Genomic DNA, 17,319 nt, shown 5'->3' on the forward strand with positions numbered 1-17,319 from the left:
GCGTCTCACCTGCGGACTTGCGTGGCCGCCTCGTAAATACGGTCATGAGCTGAATGGCTGCTTTGCCAACTAGATGCTCGAAAGATGCCAGTCCGCTCCCGGCTCATTTCAGCCGATCAGTGACAAGCATTCCCATGCCGTTCAGGGCGCTATGTGCTCGTTTCCACCCGCCGGCTTCGGGATGGATCGGCCGGAAAGACTCTACTCGGTCGATCCGGTGTCCGGCAGTTCCATATCGGTGACGACATTCTCGCCATTCGTCACGTCATAGGCGAGGACGATGTCCATGCCTGGCTTCAGCGCATCGAGGTCGGTTTCGGCGTTCAGCTTGTAGGACTTGCCGTCGTCCAGCGTCAGCGTCAGCGCATCCTTGTCGACCTTCTTGATCAGGCCTTCGGTCTGGCCGGCGAAGGCGGCGGTGGAGATCAACAGCGTGGCGGCAACAGCGCCAATCAGGATACGCATCATCGTCCTCTTTAATCATTGCCGGTACAGCGGCTCGGTCCAACGGAACGGAACTGAGCAGAAACCAATCGAATGTGTCAAAACTAAATCCGCCGGATCACAGTTTGACCACTGTGGAAAACGCCAATAGAAGGCAGGCGACAGCGCCGCGCGTCCTCCTGGACGCGCAAAGGACGCTGTAGCACTTTTGATTTTGTGCATGATCCTTTCCGAAAATCGCTCCGATTTTCGGGGTTATGCGCTAGGCCGGCTCCGACGCCGGCAGGGCTGGTTCCATGTCGCACAACACGTTCGGCCATCTTTTCCGCGTCACCACCTGGGGCGAAAGCCACGGGCCGGCGTTGGGCTGCGTCGTCGACGGCTGTCCGCCAGGCATCCGCTTCACTCGCGACGAGATCCAGGCCGAACTCGACAAGCGCCGCCCCGGCCAGTCACGTTTTGTGACGCAACGTCGCGAACCGGATGAGGTGAAGGTCCTGTCCGGCTTCGTCCTCGATGAGGACGGCGAGACGATGATCACGACCGGCACGCCGGTGTCGATGCTGATCGAGAATGTCGACCAGCGCTCGAAGGATTATGGCGACATCGCCCGCCAGTTCCGGCCGGGCCATGCCGATTACACGTACGAGGTCAAATACGGTCTGCGCGACTACCGCGGCGGCGGCCGCTCGTCGGCGCGTGAGACGGCGGCGCGGGTGGCGGCCGGAGCGCTTGCCCGGAAGGTCGTGCGCGGCATGGTGGTGCGCGGCGCGCTGGTGTCGATGGGCGATAAATCGATCGATCGCGCCAATTGGAACTGGAATTTCGTCGGCGACGCCGAAAACCCGTTCTTCACGCCTGATCCGGCGTCCGTCGCCGTCTTCACCAAATATCTGGACGGCATCCGCAAGGCGGGCTCCTCGGTTGGTGCGGTCATCGAGATCGTCGCCGACGGCGTTCCGGCGGGGCTTGGCGCGCCGATCTATGCCAAGCTCGACCAGGACATCGCCGCCGGCCTGATGTCGATCAACGCCGTCAAGGGTGTCGAGATCGGCAACGGTTTCGAGGCCGCCCGCATCACCGGCGAGGAGAATGCCGATGAGATGCGCATGGGCAATGACGGCAAGCCGGTCTTCCTGTCCAACAATGCCGGCGGCATCCTCGGCGGCATCTCGACCGGCCAGGCGATCGTCGCGCGTTTCGCCGTCAAGCCGACCTCGTCGATCCTGACGCCGCGAAAGTCGATCGACAAGGACGGTAACGACGTCGAGATCATGACCAAGGGCCGGCACGATCCATGCGTCGGCATCCGCGCCGTACCGATCGGCGAGGCGATGGTTGCCTGCGTCATTGCCGATCATTATCTGCGTCATCGGGGACAAACGGGAAGGGAGTAGGGGAGTAGGGGAGTAGCGAGCAGGTTACGCAGCTCCCAAGACAGCATTTTTCCTTTTCTCTACTCCCGTACTGCCCTACTACCCTATTCCCTGCGAGCGAAGCGAGCACTTATGCCTTACGACCAGAAGAAGATCGTCGAAGCCCTGCGCGCCTTCGAGCGCGGCGAGATCGTCGTCGTTATGGACGATGACGGCCGCGAGAACGAGGGCGACCTGATCGTAGCCGCCGTCCATTGCACGCCGGAAAAGATGGCGTTCATCGTTCGCAACACGTCGGGTATCGTCTGCACGCCGATGCCGCGCGAGGAAGCCAAGCGGCTCAACCTGTCGCCGATGGTCGCCGACAATGATTCGGCCCACACCACCGCCTTCACCGTCAGCGTCGATTTTAAGCACGGCACCACGACGGGCATTTCAGCGGACGACCGCACACTGACGGTGCGCAATCTCGCCAACGGCAATGTCGGCGCGTCCGATTTCGTCCGGCCCGGTCACATCTTTCCGCTGATCGCACGCGAAGGCGGCGTGCTGATGCGTTCGGGCCATACCGAGGCCGCTGTCGACCTCTGCAAGCTCGCCGGCCTGCCGCCGGTCGGCGTGATTTCCGAGCTGGTCAACGATGACGGCACCGTCATGCGTGGCCCGCAGGTGCAGGCCTTCGCCGAAAAGCACGGGTTGAAGCAGATCTCGGTTGCCGACCTCATCGCCTACCGGCAGCGCAAGGAAACGCTGGTCGAGCGTGTCGCCTGTTCCGACATTGAGACGGCAGGCGGCAAGGCACAGGTCTTCACCTACACGCTGCCCTGGGATTCGATGCATCATGTAGCGATCGTCTTCGGCGACATCCGCGACGGGGAGGAGGTGCCGGTGCGCCTTCATTCCGAGGACGTGGTCAGCGACGTGTTCGGCACCAGCCACAGACTGGACGCCATCATGAAGACGATGGGCGAGCGTAAGCGCGGCGTCATCGTCTATCTGCGCGAAGGCTCAGTCGGCGTCGCCCATCAGGAGCGCAAGCGCCCGGCTGCCGGCGACCGCGAGGATCACGAAGAGGCTCGCCGCCGCGAAAACGAATGGCGCGAGATCGGCCTCGGCGCGCAAATCCTCAAGGATCTCGGAATTTCCTCGATAAATCTGATCGCCTCGCGCGAGCGCCATTATGTCGGCCTCGAAGGTTTTGGCATCCACATCGCCAAGACCGAGATTCTTTAGGCCATTCTCACGGTGCTGGTATGCGTCCGGCTCGGGGCCTGACGCACCGGAAACTATTCCGCAGCGACCGCGGCTGCGTCGCATGCCGCCATGTCGCAGTTCGGCGCGGCAAGGCTGCGCTGGCCGGCGAGCACGATGGCCAAAGCGATTGTGCCCGATGCCACCGATACCCAGAACCCGTTCTGCGCGCCGAAAGCGTCCACCACCCAGCCGGCGGCGAAGGAGCCGAGCGCCATGCCGATGCCGATGCCGGTCATCACCCAGGTCACGCCCTCGGTCAGCACCGCCTCCGGCACGCGCCGCTCGATCAGGCCGAATGCCGTGATGAAGGTCGGCGAGATTGCCACGCCGCTGACGAAGACGGCCAGTGCCAGCAGCGGCACGGTGTCGGCGACGAGCAGCGGCAGCGTGGTGAGCGCAATGATGGCGATTGCGATGGCAAGCTGAATCTGCAGCGGCACTTTCAGGTTCAGGGCGCCGATGACGATGCCGACGACGAACGATCCGAGCGCGTAGACGCCGATGACGAAGCTGGCGGCGCCCGGCTGGCCAAGCTCCTTGGTGATCGCCACGGTGCTCACCTCCGTGGTGGCGAAGGTCGCGCCGATGAAGATCAGGGCCAAGGTGATGATCTGGACCGGCCGCAGGCGGATTGCCGAGCCGCCCGAACCGTGTTCCACCGGTCGCGCTCGCGGTTCGGTCGAGCGCTGCAGGATGAAGGCCGTCGAACCGAAGGCCAGGAACAATGTGCTCGCGAGCACTCCCGCTTCCGGGAAAAGCGCGACACTCAGTCCGACCGACAGCGATGCGCCGGCGATGTAGACCAGTTCGTCCGCCGCCGACTCGAAGGCGAACGCCGTGTTCAACTCGGGGCGGTTGCGAAAAATCTCGGTCCAGCGTGCGCGCACCATTGCCGGGATGCTGGGCATCACGGCGGCGAGCAGCGCCGAGACGAATAGCGTCCATATCGGCCAATGCTGATTGGCCGCTGCAATCAGGATCGCGAAAGCGAGCGTGGAAATCATGGTGGTCGGCACCACAACCCGCGTCTGGCCGAGGCGGTCCACCAGTCGCGATACCTGCGGGGCGACGAAAGCGTTCGCCAGCGCATATGTCGCGGAAACGGCACCGGCCAGCCAGTATTCGCCATCGGTCTGCGACAGCATTGCGACGATCCCGATCGGAGCCATGGCCATCGGCAGCCGGGCAACGAACCCGGCGGCAGCAAAGCCCTTGGCGCCCGGCGCGCGAAAGATCTGGGAATAGGGATTTTGCATGGTCTGGCTCCTCGACAACGGCCGGTTCGGCGATTACATACGTAGCGTATGAGTTAAATAGATCATACGCGGCGTATGTCAATTGGCATACGAGGCGTATGTTAATAGGGCCAGGGCAATGCACAGACCACGCAAGGAGATGATTGCCGAGACCCGCGCCAAACTGATTGCCGCGGCGCGCCAGGCCTTCGGCACGCTCGGCTATGCCGAAGCCTCGATGGATGACTTCACGGCATCGGCCGGGCTGACGCGCGGTGCGCTCTATCATCACTTCGGCGACAAGAAGGGCCTGCTCCAGGCGGTTATCGCCGAGATCGACGCCGAAATGGCAGCCCGGCTGAAGGTCGTTTCGGCCAAGCCGGACAATCTCTGGCAGGGCTTTGTCGACGAATGCACCGCCTATATCGAGATGGCGCTGGAGCCGGAGATCCAGCGTATCGTGCTTCGCGACGGGCCGGCGGTGCTCGGCGATCCATCGCAATGGCCAAGCCAGAGCACATGCATCCGCTCGATGACAGAGAGCCTGCAAAGACTGAGCGACGAGGGGACAATTCTCGCCGTCGATCCCGAAGCCGCGGCAAGGCTGGTCAGCGGCGCCTCGCTGCATGCGGCGCAGTGGATCGCAAATTCGAACGATCCCGAAGCGACGTCGAAGAAGGCAGTGAAGGCGTTCAAGGTTCTTCTGGAAGGGCTGCTCAATCGCACCGGCAGGCTGCATCAACCTGATCGACCGTCAGCGATGCAGCCCGAGGTTGACCGATCACCGGCCTGAGGTCATCTTTTCGCCAATCCCAGGCGGCTCGCGGTGGGCTCAGCCGACGCCGGTTGCCTAAACCCTGTTGAACATCGCGTCACCAGCGCGCGAAAACATGGCCAAACCGGGAAGGCGCGCCTATATCGGGGCATGGTCACGAGACTTTACACCCATCCGATTTTCCTCGAGCACATAACACCGCCCGGTCATCCGGAGCGGCCGGACCGTCTGCGCGCCATAGAGCGTGTGCTTGACGACGAGGCCTTCGCGGCGCTCGATCGCGTCCAGGCGCCTGAAGGCGACGAGGCAACCATCCTCTACGCGCATCCGCCCGAATTCGTCGAACGTGTCCGCGCAGCGATACCGGACACCGGCATCGCCCGTATCGACGCCGATACCACCGCCAGCCCGAAGAGCTGGCAGGCGGCCGTGACCGCGATCGGCGCTGCCAACGCCGCGGTCGACGACGTCTTCACCGGCCGTGCCGAGAACGTCTTCGTCGCCGCACGGCCGCCCGGCCATCATGCCGAAAAGACCACCTCCATGGGTTTTTGCCTGTTCAACACCGCGGCGATCGCGGCACGCTACGCGCAGAAGAACCATGGCGCCGGCCGCGTTGCCGTCGTCGACTGGGATGTGCACCACGGCAACGGCACGCAGGACATCTTCTGGGACGATCCGTCGGTGCTCTATTGCTCGACACACCAGATGCCGCTTTACCCGGGAACCGGGGCTGCGAGCGAAACCGGCGCCGGCAACATCGTCAACGCGCCGCTGGCGCCGCAGAGCGGCAGCGATGTTTTCCGTGACGCCTTTCTGTCACGCATCCTGCCGGCGCTCGACAATTTTGCGCCCGATCTCATCATCATCTCCGCCGGCTTCGACGCCCACCACCGCGATCCGCTGGCCGAGATCAACCTGACCGAGGATGATTTCGACTGGGCGACCGGCCAGTTGCTCGAACGAGCCGGGCGCCATAGCCGCAACCGGCTCGTCAGCGTTCTCGAGGGCGGCTACGATCTGCAGGGATTGGCATTTTCGGTCGCCGCCCATGTCGGGCGGCTGATGAAGGGATAAATGATGGCTGGTGAGACCAACGAGGACGTCAAGGCGATGAGCTTCGAGCAGGCGCTCGAGGCGCTGGAACGGATCGTCGACGATCTGGAGCGCGGCGACGTGCCGCTCGACCAGTCGATCCGCATTTACGAGCGCGGCGAGGCGCTGAAGGCGCATTGCGACCGGCTGCTGAAAGCGGCCGAGGACAAGGTCGAGAAAATCAGGCTGTCGCGTGACGGCAAGCCGGTGGGGACAGAGCCGCTGGATGCGGACTGAGGCGCGGCCGCGAACGACCATTGTGCTTACCGGCTTTGGACATCATCACGATTGAGGGTAAAACTCATCCCGTTTGAAACGGCTCCAGGACGAGAGGAGATTGCGAACGATGTGCAGAAACATCAAAACCCTGTTCAATTTCGATCCGCCGGCAACCAATGACGAGGTCCGCGATGCTGCACTTCAGTTTGTCCGCAAGCTGAGCGGAACGACACGGCCGTCGAAACAGAACCAGCATGCGTTCGACCATGCCGTCGAGGCCATTGCCGCCTCGGCGCGTGAATTGCTCGACAGCCTCGAGACGACGCAGCATCCGCGCAATCGCGAAGAGGTGGCGGCCAAGGCGAAGGCCAAATCTGCACTTCGCTTCGCCTGAGGGGACCGCGTGAGCTTCTTTCCCGGAAACGATCCGCAGATGGGCGATGCCTTCGCCAGCGATCAGATCGAACTGATGGTCATTCCGAATGCCAAGGACATCGGCGGATTTCAGGTTCGCCGCGCCTTGCCGACGGCCAGGCGCCGGCTGGTCGGACCCTTCATCTTCTTCGACCGCATGGGTCCAGCCGTTCTGCGGGCCGGCCAGGCGCTCGACGTGCGCCCGCATCCGCATATCGGTCTGTCGACGGTGACTTACCTGTTCGACGGCAAGATCAGGCACCGCGATTCGCTCGGCACCGAGATGGTGATCCAGCCCGGCGACGTGAATTTAATGACCGCCGGCCGCGGCATCGTCCATTCGGAGCGCACGCCGGAAGAACTGCGCGGCTTGCCGATGTCGGTTTCCGGCCTGCAGACATGGCTGGCGCTGCCGGACGGCAAGGAAGAGGTAGCGCCGGTCTTCGAAAACACCGCGGCCCTGCGCCTGCCCGAAATCGATGCAGAGGGTGTCAGCGGCCGTATCGTCATCGGTGCATTGTCCGGGCTGCGCTCGCCGGTCGCCACCGCTTCGGACACGCTATATGCCGATCTCAGGCTGGCGCCGGGTGCCAGCGTGAAGATCCCGGCCGATGCCGAGGAGCGCGCCATCTATACGCTGGAAGGCGAGGTTTCGATATCCGGTGACCGCTTCCCGGCCGAGCGGCTGCTGGTTTTCCGGCCCGGCGATGAGATCGTTGTTTCATCGGATCGCGGCGCCCATTTCATGCTGTTTGGCGGCGCTTCCCTCGGTTCGAAACGTTATATCTGGTGGAATTTCGTATCGTCCTCAAAGGAACGCATCGAGCAGGCGAAAGAAGAATGGAAGACGGGCCGCTTCGATATCGTTCCTGGAGACGAGCAAGAGTTCATCCCGCTGCCCGAAAGCTGATGCGCGTTACCGCCACATTTACATTCGCCGGCCAGCGGCATATTTCACGATGAACAGAAAATCTGACCAGGCTCGCAAACAGTGAACGCAAAGCCCGATACGCCGCTTCTCGACAAGGTCCGCGTCCCAGCCGATTTGCGCACGCTTGCCGAAGCCGACCTGCCGCAGCTGGCGTCCGAGCTTCGCGCCGAACTGATCGACGTCGTTTCCCACACCGGCGGGCATCTCGGCGCCGGCCTCGGCGTGGTCGAACTGACCGTCGCACTGCACTACGTCTTCAACACGCCGGACGACCGGCTGATCTGGGACGTCGGCCACCAGGCCTATCCGCACAAGATCCTGACCGGCCGCCGCGACCGCATCCGCACGCTGCGGCAGGAGGGCGGCCTGTCCGGCTTCACGCGTCGCGTCGAGAGCGAATACGATCCGTTCGGCGCAGCCCACTCCTCAACCTCGATTTCAGCCGGCCTCGGCATGGCGATGGCGCGCGATCTGTCCGATGGCCGCAACAATGTCATTGCTGTCATCGGCGACGGCGCCATGTCGGCCGGCATGGCCTACGAGGCGATGAACAATGCCGGCGCACTCGATGCCCGGCTGATCGTCATCTTGAACGACAACGACATGTCGATCGCTCCGCCGACCGGTGCGATGAGCGCCTATCTGGCGCGGCTCGCCTCAGGCAAGACCTATCTTGGGTTGCGCGATTTCGGCAAGAAGCTGACGTCCTATCTCGGCGAGCGCGCGGATCGCGCCATCAAGCGCGCGGTCGAGCACGCGCGCGGTTACGTCACCGGCGGCACGCTGTTCGAGGAGATGGGTTTCTACCACATCGGTCCGATCGACGGTCACAACCTCGAGCACCTGATCCCGGTGCTGAAGAACGTCCGCGACAATGCCGACGGCCCGGTGCTGATCCATGTCGTGACCCAGAAGGGCAAGGGCTACGCTCCGGCCGAGGCGGCGGCCGACAAATATCATGGCGTCAACAAATTCGACGTCATCACCGGCGCCCAGGCCAAGGCGCCCGCCAATGCGCCGAGCTATACGAAGGTGTTTGCCGAAAGCCTGATCCAGGAGGCGCGAGAGGACGACCGCATCGTCGCCATCACCGCCGCCATGCCGAATGGCACCGGGCTTGATCTGTTCGGCGAAGCGTTTCCGGCGAGGACCTTCGATGTCGGCATTGCCGAGCAGCATGCGGTGACCTTCGCCGCCGGCCTTGCCACGGAAGGCTTCAAGCCTTTCGCGGCGATCTACTCGACCTTTCTCCAGCGTGCCTACGACCAGGTCGTCCACGACGTGGCGATCCAGAAATTGCCGGTGCGCTTTCCGATCGATCGCGCCGGCTTCGTCGGCGCCGATGGTGCCACCCATTGCGGCGCCTTCGACACGACTTTCCTGGCGACGCTGCCCGGTTTCGTCGTCATGGCCGCGGCCGATGAGGCCGAGCTGCGCCACATGGTACGCACCGCTGCAAGCTTCGATGACGGCCCGATCGCCTTCCGCTACCCGCGCGGCAACGGCGTTGGCGTCGAGATGCCGCAACGCGGCTCGGTATTGGAGATCGGCAAGGGCCGGATCGTCAGGGAAGGCACCAAGGTTGCGCTGCTTTCCTTCGGCACCAGGCTGCAGGATTGCCTTGCCGCGGCCGAGGAGCTTGGCGCGGCCGGGCTTTCGACCACGGTCGCCGATGCCCGTTTTGCCAAGCCGCTCGACGAGGACCTGATCCGGCGGCTGGCCCGTTCGCACGAGATACTGGTCACGGTGGAAGAGGGCGCGGTCGGCGGCTTCGCCAGCCATGTGCTGCAGTTCCTGGCCCATGAAGGCCTGCTGGAGAGCGGCTTGAAGGTGCGCCCACTCGTGCTGCCCGACGCTTTCGTCGACCATGCCAAGCCGGAAAAAATGTATGCCGATGCCGGGCTGGACAGCGCCGGCATCGTGCGCACAGTATTCGTGGCGTTGGGGCATACCGCGCAGGCCCAGCGCGCCTAGTTTTTAGACGCATTTCCCGCGACGCCGAAGCGATTCAACTTGGCTGCAAGATGCCGGTCTGAATCAAAATCTCAACTGCTTGAATCAAATTGCCAGCGAAAAGTTGTAACATGCTGTTTATGCTGCTGTTTCCGGCCGCGCACGCAGGTGTCCGGCGACAGCAGCGACGGTCTGGCGCCGCCCGTCGAACGGCGGGTTTCGCGGACGATATTCTAAAGCATGATCCCGAAGAGACTCTAGAACTAGAACCACATATCCCGCACGCAGCGACCATCTCTCGGCAAATCCTCGAATGTATCGAGACCATCGAAATGGTCGATCGGGAGATCGGCGACGGCCTCGGGCGGCGCAAGCCTCACATTGACGGCGATGCGGTAGCGCCCAGCCGCATCGGGATGCAAACCGTGCCAGGCCAGGACGCAAGCGCACGTTGGACAGAAGAGAATCTCAAGTGAAGGATGAGCCTTTCCGACGCGCCGATAGGCGCTTACGGGCCCGGCAAGGCGGATGCGTTCGTCGACAAAATCGTAAGCCCAGAGCGTGCCGTAGCGACGGCAAAGTGTGCAGTTGCAGGCAGTTACCGAACCGGGATCGCCCTCCAGGGTCCAGCGGGCGGCACCGCAGTGGCAGGTTCCCGTCAGCATTTCCTCCTCCGACCGCAAAACGGCATCTCGTTCTTAGCATTGCGTCGCGCCTGGCGCGAGGTTCGACTGGTAGCGGAGCGGCTTGATGCGTTCACCGCTTTTCCACCCATGCCTTGTCTCATCGCCAATATCCTTGCCATCATCGTTGGCATTCGCCATGAAGGCCGATGACTTTCCTTCCGCCAGCCAGCATACGCCAGAGGCTCGACGAATTGCTCGTCCAGCGCGGCCTGTTTGCCAGCCGCTCGCGTGCCCGCGATGCGGTGGCGCGCGGCACCGTGACGGTCGATGGCATCGTCGCCCGCAAGCCAAGCCAGGCCGTTCTGCCTGAGTGCAACATCGTCGTTGACGATCCGGCGCAAGGTTACGTGTCGCGCGCCGCACTGAAGCTGAAGGCTGGTCTCGACCATTTCGGCCTCGACCCCACCGGCAGCGAAGCCCTCGATGTCGGCGCCTCGACCGGCGGCTTCACGCAGGTGCTGCTCGAACGCGGCGCGGCGCATGTCACGGCGATCGATGTCGGGCACGGCCAGATGCACTCCGACATTGCCGGCGATCCGCGCGTGACGGTAATTGAGGGCCTGAATGCGCGCGAACTGTCGGCAGCCGATCTCGGCGGCCGTGTGCCGGATTTCGTCGTCTCGGACGTCAGCTTCATCTCGCTGAAACTGGCGCTGCCGCCGGCGCTTGCCTTGGCCGGGAACGGCGCAAAGGCTGTGTTTCTGGTCAAGCCGCAGTTCGAGGCCGGCCGCGAGGCGATCGGCAAGGGCGGGCTGCTGAAGGACCCCTATGATGCGGCGCGTATTGCCGGCCTGATGCAGGACTGGCTCGATGCCATTCCCGGCTGGCGCTCGCTAGGGCTGCACCTGTCGCCGATAGAGGGCGGCGACGGCAACCGCGAGTTCCTGCTCGGCGGCATCAAGGACGTCGAGACCCAGAAGCGATGAGCACCCGTTTCACGATCGCAAGGTTGGGCTCGCAGGGCGACGGCATCGCCGAGACGGAAACCGGCGAGGTTTTCATTCCGTTCGCGCTGCCGGGAGAGGTCGTCACCGCCGCGCGGGAGAAAGATCGCGCCACCTTGATGTCGGTCCTTGAGGCTTCGCCGTTGCGGGTCGATCCGCCGTGCCGGCATTTCGGCGCATGCGGCGGCTGCGCCGTCCAGCATCTCGAGACTGAAGCCTATCACCGGTGGAAGCGCGAAAAGGTCGTGCATGCGCTGAAGAGCAAGGGCATCGCTTGCGATGTCGGCGCGCTGGTGCCGTGCGCGCCGCACACGCGCCGCCGCGTCGTATTCACCGCCCGGCGGAGCGAGGCGGGAATGCAGTTCGGCTTTGTTCGCGCGCTGTCATCCGAGATCATCTCGATCGAGGAATGCCCGATCTCGCTGCCGCAGATCGTCGCTGCGCTCGACCGTTTGAGGATGCTTGCGGGACTGATCTGCGCCACGACCAAATCGTTCCACATGGCGGTGACGGTGACCGGTTCCGGCCTTGATGTCGCGGTTCACGATTCCGGCAAGCTCGGCGAGAACCAGTGCCGCGTCGCGTCCAACTTCGTCATCGCCGAGGGGCTAGCCAGGCTGTCGGTCGACGGCGAGATCATTATCGAACCAAAGAAACCGGTCGTCCTGTTTGATGGCGTCCCCGTCGCAGTGCCTCCGGGCGCTTTCCTGCAGGCGACCGAGGCTGCCGAACAGGCGATGGCCAACATTGTCGGCCAGCATTTCGCGCGCGCCAAAAAGGTCGCCGATCTCTTCGCCGGCTGCGGCAGCTTCGCGCTGCGCCTGGCCGCAAGATCGGAGGTTCACGCGGTGGAAGGCGATGCGGCAGCACTCGCGGCGCTCGACCGGGCATTCCGTTTCGCCAGCGGCCTGAAGCGGGTGACCGGCGAACGTCGCGACCTGTTCCGGAGGCCGCTCACATTCAAGGAGTTGAATGCCTTTGACGGCGTAGTCTTCGACCCGCCGCGCGCCGGCGCCGAGGATCAATCGAAGCAGATCGCGCGCTCCGGCGTGCCGCTCGTCGCCGCGGTGTCCTGCAATCCGGCAACGCTGGCGCGGGATCTTCGCATCCTCCTCGATGGCGGTTACGCCTTGAAGAGCGTAACCCCGATCGACCAGTTCCTGTGGTCGCCACATGTCGAGGCAGTGGCATTGCTGGAGAAGCCCAAGAGAAGGCGCTAGCAGCATTTATCGGGCGTGAAATGCGCACTAGAAAAGCGCATTTGAGCGTACGCCGGTCAAATATTCTAGGAAATTTATAATGAGCCAAACCGAACTGGCGGGCCTGAGCGGCATCGCCCGCAACACGTTTGCCGCTAAGACCGGAGCGCGCAAGGTCGACGCCGCATTGAGCCCCATCATTCGTATTCTGGCGACGGCCGGCGAGATGACCGGCGATCAAGTGCGTGCAGCGATCTGGTTCAAACATCAGCCGATCCCGGCTGGGTGGGAAAGACCGCCTATGATCTGGTTTGCGAAGGCAAGACGGATAATCTCGCTTACCTGAAGGCCGCTCGTTCCGGTATCTATGCCTGAACGGCGCGCCTTCATGCCAGGCTGGGTGGCCATAAACTGCTATGCTTCTTGCACGCCGTCATATCCAGCCGCCTGCGCTGCCGTGACGAACTTACGATCAAAAGTCGCGAAGCCAACGCAGTGAGCAGATTTGCCCAGATGCAGCGCATCAGCGAAATCCAATCCCCTTTCCGAGACTGGCTGGCTATCGATCAACGCGCGGGCGCGGGAAGACCGAGTCGGGTGATCGTCCGTCAGGTAGCGGACGATCAGGTTGGTATCAATCGCGAGCATGGCGCCGCCGCGCTTCGGCGAGCACGCCCGCGTCCATTTCTTCCAACGTCTTCGGCCTGCCGCTATAGCGCAGCGATCCAAACACGTCCTCTGGCCGCGTCTCGGCGAAGACTGGCGCAGGCTTCAGTAGCACGCCCTCCGGGGTATCTTCGACCAGAAGCCGTGTGCCGGCGTCCCATTCTCTCCGTTTCCGGATCGAACTGGGCAGGATGACCTGTCCCTTGGTCGAGACGGTGGTCACGAGCTTTTCCGCGGCAGCCATGATGGCTCTCCTCTGGATGTAAGACGAACGTAAGATAAGTGAAAATCGACAGGACGGACAGGGTGTTCGAAGCCGGCCGCATCAAACCCTGGTGCCGCCGACCGTCATCTGGTTCATCCTGAGATGCGGCTGGCCGACGCCGACCGGCACGCCCTGTCCGGCCTTGCCGCACATGCCGATGCCGGTGTCGAGCTTCATGTCGTTACCGATCATCGTCACACGATGCATGGCATCCGGCCCGTTGCCGATCAGCATGGCGCCCTTGATCGGCTGCTTTACCTTGCCGTTCTCGATCATGTAGGCCTCGGTGCAGCCGAACACGAACTTGCCCGAAGTGATGTCGACCTGGCCGCCGCCGAACGACACGGCATAGATGCCATTCTTGACCGAGGCGATGATTTCCTCCGGCTCCATGTCGCCTGCGGTCATGTAGGTATTGGTCATGCGCGGCATCGGCTCGTGTGCGTAACCTTGGCGTCGCCCGTTGCCGGTGGCTTTCATGCCCATCAGACGCGCGTTCTGGCGGTCCTGCATGTAACCGACCAGCTTGCCATCATCGATCAGCACGTTGTGGGCAGAAGGCGTGCCTTCATCGTCGACGGTCAGCGAACCACGCCGTTCGGGAATGGTGCCGTCGTCGACGACGGTGACGCCTTTCGCCGCCACCTGTTGGCCAAGCAGGCCGGCGAAGGCAGACGTCTTCTTGCGGTTGAAATCGCCTTCCAGCCCGTGGCCGACGGCCTCGTGCAGCATGACGCCCGGCCAGCCGCTCGACAGCACGATATCGAAAGTGCCGGCAGGTGCGGGAACCGCTTCGAGATTGACCAGTGCTTGCCGCAGCGCCTCCTTGGCCGCATGCTTCCAGCTGTCCTCGATCAGGAATTCGCCAAACTCCTTGCGCCCGCCCATGCCGTAGGAGCCGCTCTCCTGGCGGTCACCGTCGCCGACCACCACCGACACGTTGATCCTGACCAGCGGGCGGATGTCGCGCACCATCTGGCCGTCGGCGCGCACGATCTCGACATGCTGCCAAGAGGCGGCGAGCGACGCCGTCACCTGCCGGACGCGCGAATCCTCGGCCCTTAGCCAGGCATCGATTTCCTGGAGCAGCTTGGCCTTGGTCTCGAAGGAAGGTGAGGGGATAGGGTTTCCGTCACCGTAGAGATGGCGGTTGGTGCGGGCGGGAGCCGCAGCAAGCGTGCCGGAATAGCCGCTCTTCACCGTCGAAACCGCATCGGCGGCGCGCAGCAGCGAGGCTTCGGAGAGATCACTGGAATGGGCGTAGCCGCTGGCCTCGCCGGCGACTGCGCGCAGGCCAAAACCCTGGTCGGTGTTGAAACTGGCGGTCTTCAGCTTGCCATTGTCGAACATCAGCGCTTCGCTTTCGCTGTATTCGAGAAACAGTTCACCGTCGTCGGCGCCGTTTATAGTCTCGGCGACGATCTGCTTGATGCGATCGTCGGAAATGTCGAATTGGCCGATCAGGCTGTTCATGGCGCTGGCCTCTTGAGAAGTGATTTTACGGCATGTAGGCGCCTGGGCGCCGTTCGGCAACTTCACGGTGGAACACTACGACCTAAGTCAAGCGGCGTGCCATCATGATTTCGTCGATCTCCCTGCCTTCATGAAGAAAGCCGGCCGGTATGCAGCCTATTTCGTGAAAACCTTCTCGTTGATAGAATCGTATGGCCGCTGGATTTTCAGCACTTACAGCCAGCTCGACCTGCCTTATGCCCAATGCTCGGGCGTGATCGAGCAGCAGATTGAGCATCTTGACGGCGTATCCGCCGCCACGCTCGCTGCCGCGCAAATAGACCATGACGATCGTCGCGCGGTGCATCATCTTGCTGGCCGGCTGGCGCATCAGGCCCATTATGCCGACAGGCTCCCCGCTCCGAAAGCTGACGACGACCAGGTTGTTCGTCAGGCGCCGTCGCCATTCCTCGTCGGGAAGTTGCTCCCATTCCGCTGCGCTGCTGGCGAAGGCTTCGGGCGCAGCGCGCAAAGCCTCCAGGCGAATTCGCTTGAATATCTCGAAGTCGTCCGCATCGAGCAGTTTCAGCGTCAAACGTGCAGCCTCAAGGCAGGGCGGCAAAGCCGTCGGCGAAACCCTTGAGGTCGACCGGAATGCCGATGCCCTCTTCCGGTGTCTGGAAGACGATGAAGGTGGCGGACGTACCGGTCTTCAGCGTGTCGAGCAGCGGCTTTTCCAGGATGACCTCGGCGTAGCAGCCGTCCTGGAAACAGCGCACGAAATAGGCGCGGCCGATATCCTTGCCGTCGACATTGAGGCCGAGCCCGTTGGGCAACAGCACGCCGAGCGGCGCCAGCACGCGAAGGATTTCGGCCTTGTTGTCGGCTGTACGCAGCACGACGACGGAAAGACCCATTTCCGGGCGGTCCTCGGCGACGACGTTCTGCATCATCACGCATTGTTCGGACGTAGCACCGGCCGGCGTATCACAGATGATCGACCACGCCCCATGCGTCGACTTCACCGTGCCGCTTGGCTGCGCGGCATTGGCCAGGCCGGCGCCGGGCAAGGCTATTGCGGCGGCAACAAGGATGACCTTCGCCAAGGTTCTCGAAAGCCAAGGATTCATGACGGCTCCATTGCGAATCACGGCACTTTAAGCCGCACTAAACCCAAGTAAAGGACGAGACCCCGGCGATCTGCCCCGACACAGGCGACAATGCGCTTTTCCGTGCCAATTTCGCCCTAATTGCGACGGTTCCGCGCGCCGCGCGGCTCATTCTACTCGGATGCCGCTCTGGTGATTCGCGGCGAGCCGTCACCGCACGAAGCCAGCGCCGCGCTTGCGCGCAAAAATGCCGCACGGGTTCCGGCGCTCCTTTCTTGCGGAGGCAAATAGAGTATGGTTTGAACCAGCCTTGAATTGTCCGGGATTCCCGTCCCGGCATTGTTCGACATTCTTGCGGTCCGATCGCGAGGAACTGGGAGATGACGAGGGCGATGAGAAAATTCCTGGCAACCGCCAAAATCGTAGCTAGTGCCGCCGCCACGTTGTTTGCCGCTGCATCGGCTCGTGCAGCCCAGCCCCAGCCTTGGGAAACCAGTTTTCAGCCTGCGGCGACCGACATTATGAGGCAGATCGAGTGGTTCGGGAACTACTCGTTCGCGTTCATCATTGTGATCACCGCCTTGGTGCTTTTCCTGATCGCCTACTGCATCTTGCGGTTCCGGGCGAGCGTCAACCCGACCCCGTCGCGCACCAGCCACAACACGCTGATCGAGGTCATCTGGACTGTCGGTCCCGTCGTCATCCTGCTCTGTCTCGCCATTCCCTCGTTCCAGTTGCTGACCGCGCAGTACACGCCGCCGGAAGAAGCCAAGCTGACCGTCAAGGCGACCGGCAATCAGTGGAACTGGGACTACGAATATCAGGTCGACAATACGCTTTCCTTCAATTCCGCGATCCTTCAGGATGCCGACAGGGCTGCTGCCGGCAAGGAAGATCGCGCCGCGTATCCGCGCTTGCTCGCCGTCGACAATGAGATGGTGGTGCCGGTCAACACCATGACCCGGGTGCTGGTGACGGCGACCGACGTCATTCACGCGTTTGCCATGCCGTCCTTCGGCATCAAGACCGATGCAGTGCCGGGCCGCATCAACGAGGTGTGGTTCAAGGCAGACAAGGAAGGCCTCTATTATGGCCAGTGTTCGGAACTCTGCGGCAAGGACCACGCCTTCATGCCGATCGCTATTCGCGTCGTCTCCGATGCGCAATACAAGACCTGGCTGGCGGCAGCCAAGACCGACCTTCCCGGCGCCAACAAGGCGCTGATGGCCGAGGTCGATGGCACGAACAAGGTAGCGGCCGCCGGCAATTGATGCCGCGACCAGAAAAGATTCAGGGAACGGA

Annotated in this window: 19 protein-coding genes and 1 pseudogene; 12 read left to right on the forward strand and 8 right to left on the reverse strand. The window is 62.9% G+C overall.

The window, feature by feature from the left end:
* Positions 1-201: 201 nt before the first annotated feature.
* Positions 202-465 carry a DUF1344 domain-containing protein gene (locus tag NKI79_RS21790; protein WP_023716902.1) on the reverse strand — a complete coding sequence of 88 codons (264 nt, stop codon included), beginning with the start codon at positions 463-465 and terminating at the stop codon, positions 202-204.
* A gap of 275 nt (positions 466-740) precedes the next feature.
* Here NKI79_RS21790 and aroC point away from each other — a divergent pair, with 275 nt between their 5' ends.
* Together aroC and ribB are read left to right on the forward strand one after the other, a co-directional pair.
* Positions 741-1,841 carry a chorismate synthase gene (gene aroC, locus NKI79_RS21795; RefSeq protein ID WP_352804318.1) on the forward strand — a complete coding sequence of 367 codons (1,101 nt, stop codon included), beginning with the start codon at positions 741-743 and terminating at the stop codon, positions 1,839-1,841.
* Positions 1,842-1,952: 111 nt separating this feature from the next.
* The gene (ribB, locus tag NKI79_RS21800; protein WP_254818438.1) at positions 1,953-3,053 is read left to right on the forward strand and encodes a 3,4-dihydroxy-2-butanone-4-phosphate synthase; all 1,101 of its coding nucleotides are present in this window, start codon (positions 1,953-1,955) and stop codon (positions 3,051-3,053) included.
* 53 nt (positions 3,054-3,106) lie between these two features.
* Here the strand turns inward: ribB and NKI79_RS21805 are convergent, their stop codons facing one another.
* Positions 3,107-4,330, reverse strand: a complete 1,224-nt coding sequence (locus NKI79_RS21805; protein ID WP_352804320.1) for an MFS transporter — start codon at positions 4,328-4,330, stop codon at positions 3,107-3,109.
* 118 nt (positions 4,331-4,448) lie between these two features.
* Here NKI79_RS21805 and NKI79_RS21810 point away from each other — a divergent pair, with 118 nt between their 5' ends.
* The 6 genes from NKI79_RS21810 (at position 4,449) to dxs (ending at position 9,717) form a co-directional block, all read left to right on the forward strand.
* Complete coding sequence (locus NKI79_RS21810; protein ID WP_352804323.1) at positions 4,449-5,102, forward strand: TetR/AcrR family transcriptional regulator; 654 nt, start codon at positions 4,449-4,451, stop codon at positions 5,100-5,102.
* 132 nt (positions 5,103-5,234) lie between these two features.
* On the forward strand, positions 5,235-6,161 hold the full coding sequence (locus NKI79_RS21815) for a histone deacetylase family protein (RefSeq protein ID WP_352476662.1): 927 nt from the start codon (positions 5,235-5,237) through the stop codon (positions 6,159-6,161).
* A 3-nt stretch (positions 6,162-6,164) separates the two neighbouring features.
* Positions 6,165-6,416 (forward strand): exodeoxyribonuclease VII small subunit, encoded by a 252-nt coding sequence (locus NKI79_RS21820; protein WP_031211056.1) that lies wholly within the window; start codon positions 6,165-6,167, stop codon positions 6,414-6,416.
* A gap of 109 nt (positions 6,417-6,525) precedes the next feature.
* The gene (locus NKI79_RS21825) at positions 6,526-6,792 is read left to right on the forward strand and encodes a DUF2277 domain-containing protein (protein ID WP_023716908.1); all 267 of its coding nucleotides are present in this window, start codon (positions 6,526-6,528) and stop codon (positions 6,790-6,792) included.
* A gap of 9 nt (positions 6,793-6,801) precedes the next feature.
* Entirely contained in the window at positions 6,802-7,722 is a 921-nt protein-coding gene (locus NKI79_RS21830) for a pirin family protein (protein ID WP_352804326.1), read from the forward strand.
* Positions 7,723-7,803: 81 nt separating this feature from the next.
* Entirely contained in the window at positions 7,804-9,717 is a 1,914-nt protein-coding gene (dxs, locus tag NKI79_RS21835) for a 1-deoxy-D-xylulose-5-phosphate synthase (RefSeq protein WP_352476664.1), read from the forward strand.
* Positions 9,718-9,959: 242 nt separating this feature from the next.
* Here dxs and NKI79_RS21840 read toward each other — a convergent pair whose 3' ends face one another.
* Complete coding sequence (locus NKI79_RS21840; protein WP_254818654.1) at positions 9,960-10,361, reverse strand: GFA family protein; 402 nt, start codon at positions 10,359-10,361, stop codon at positions 9,960-9,962.
* 167 nt (positions 10,362-10,528) lie between these two features.
* On the opposite strand from NKI79_RS21840, the gene NKI79_RS21845 reads away from it, so the two are divergent.
* From NKI79_RS21845 to NKI79_RS21855, 3 genes and pseudogenes are all read left to right on the forward strand, one after another.
* Complete coding sequence (locus NKI79_RS21845) at positions 10,529-11,308, forward strand: TlyA family RNA methyltransferase (RefSeq protein ID WP_352804330.1); 780 nt, start codon at positions 10,529-10,531, stop codon at positions 11,306-11,308.
* Positions 11,305-12,546 carry a class I SAM-dependent RNA methyltransferase gene (locus tag NKI79_RS21850; RefSeq protein WP_352804333.1) on the forward strand — a complete coding sequence of 414 codons (1,242 nt, stop codon included), beginning with the start codon at positions 11,305-11,307 and terminating at the stop codon, positions 12,544-12,546. Before NKI79_RS21845 ends, NKI79_RS21850 begins: the two co-directional genes overlap by 4 nt.
* A gap of 91 nt (positions 12,547-12,637) precedes the next feature.
* Positions 12,638-12,900, forward strand: a pseudogene (locus tag NKI79_RS21855) (DUF2384 domain-containing protein); the annotation flags it as partial.
* Between the two features lie 39 nt (positions 12,901-12,939).
* Here NKI79_RS21855 and NKI79_RS21860 read toward each other — a convergent pair.
* The 5 genes from NKI79_RS21860 to NKI79_RS21880 all read right to left on the reverse strand — a co-directional run bounded on the left by NKI79_RS21860 (position 12,940) and on the right by NKI79_RS21880 (position 16,038).
* Positions 12,940-13,173, reverse strand: a complete 234-nt coding sequence (locus tag NKI79_RS21860; protein WP_352804336.1) for a hypothetical protein — start codon at positions 13,171-13,173, stop codon at positions 12,940-12,942.
* Entirely contained in the window at positions 13,160-13,435 is a 276-nt protein-coding gene (locus NKI79_RS21865) for an AbrB/MazE/SpoVT family DNA-binding domain-containing protein (protein WP_254818449.1), read from the reverse strand. Before NKI79_RS21865 ends, NKI79_RS21860 begins: the two co-directional genes overlap by 14 nt.
* 81 nt (positions 13,436-13,516) lie before the next feature.
* A complete protein-coding gene (gene tldD, locus NKI79_RS21870) occupies positions 13,517-14,929 on the reverse strand; it encodes a metalloprotease TldD (RefSeq protein ID WP_352804339.1) in 1,413 nt (470 codons plus the stop codon).
* Between the two features lie 82 nt (positions 14,930-15,011).
* Positions 15,012-15,503, reverse strand: a complete 492-nt coding sequence (locus tag NKI79_RS21875) for a GNAT family N-acetyltransferase (RefSeq protein WP_352476670.1) — start codon at positions 15,501-15,503, stop codon at positions 15,012-15,014.
* Positions 15,504-15,513: 10 nt separating this feature from the next.
* Complete coding sequence (locus NKI79_RS21880) at positions 15,514-16,038, reverse strand: invasion associated locus B family protein (protein WP_254818452.1); 525 nt, start codon at positions 16,036-16,038, stop codon at positions 15,514-15,516.
* A gap of 359 nt (positions 16,039-16,397) precedes the next feature.
* Here NKI79_RS21880 and coxB point away from each other — a divergent pair, with 359 nt between their 5' ends.
* Positions 16,398-17,288: a cytochrome c oxidase subunit II gene (coxB, locus tag NKI79_RS21885; RefSeq protein WP_352804342.1), complete on the forward strand. Its 891-nt coding sequence runs from the start codon at positions 16,398-16,400 to the stop codon at positions 17,286-17,288.
* Positions 17,289-17,319 lie beyond the last annotated feature (31 nt).

The sequence above is a fragment of the Mesorhizobium sp. M0340 genome, from assembly GCF_040321535.1.
Lineage (GTDB): Bacteria > Pseudomonadota > Alphaproteobacteria > Rhizobiales > Rhizobiaceae > Mesorhizobium.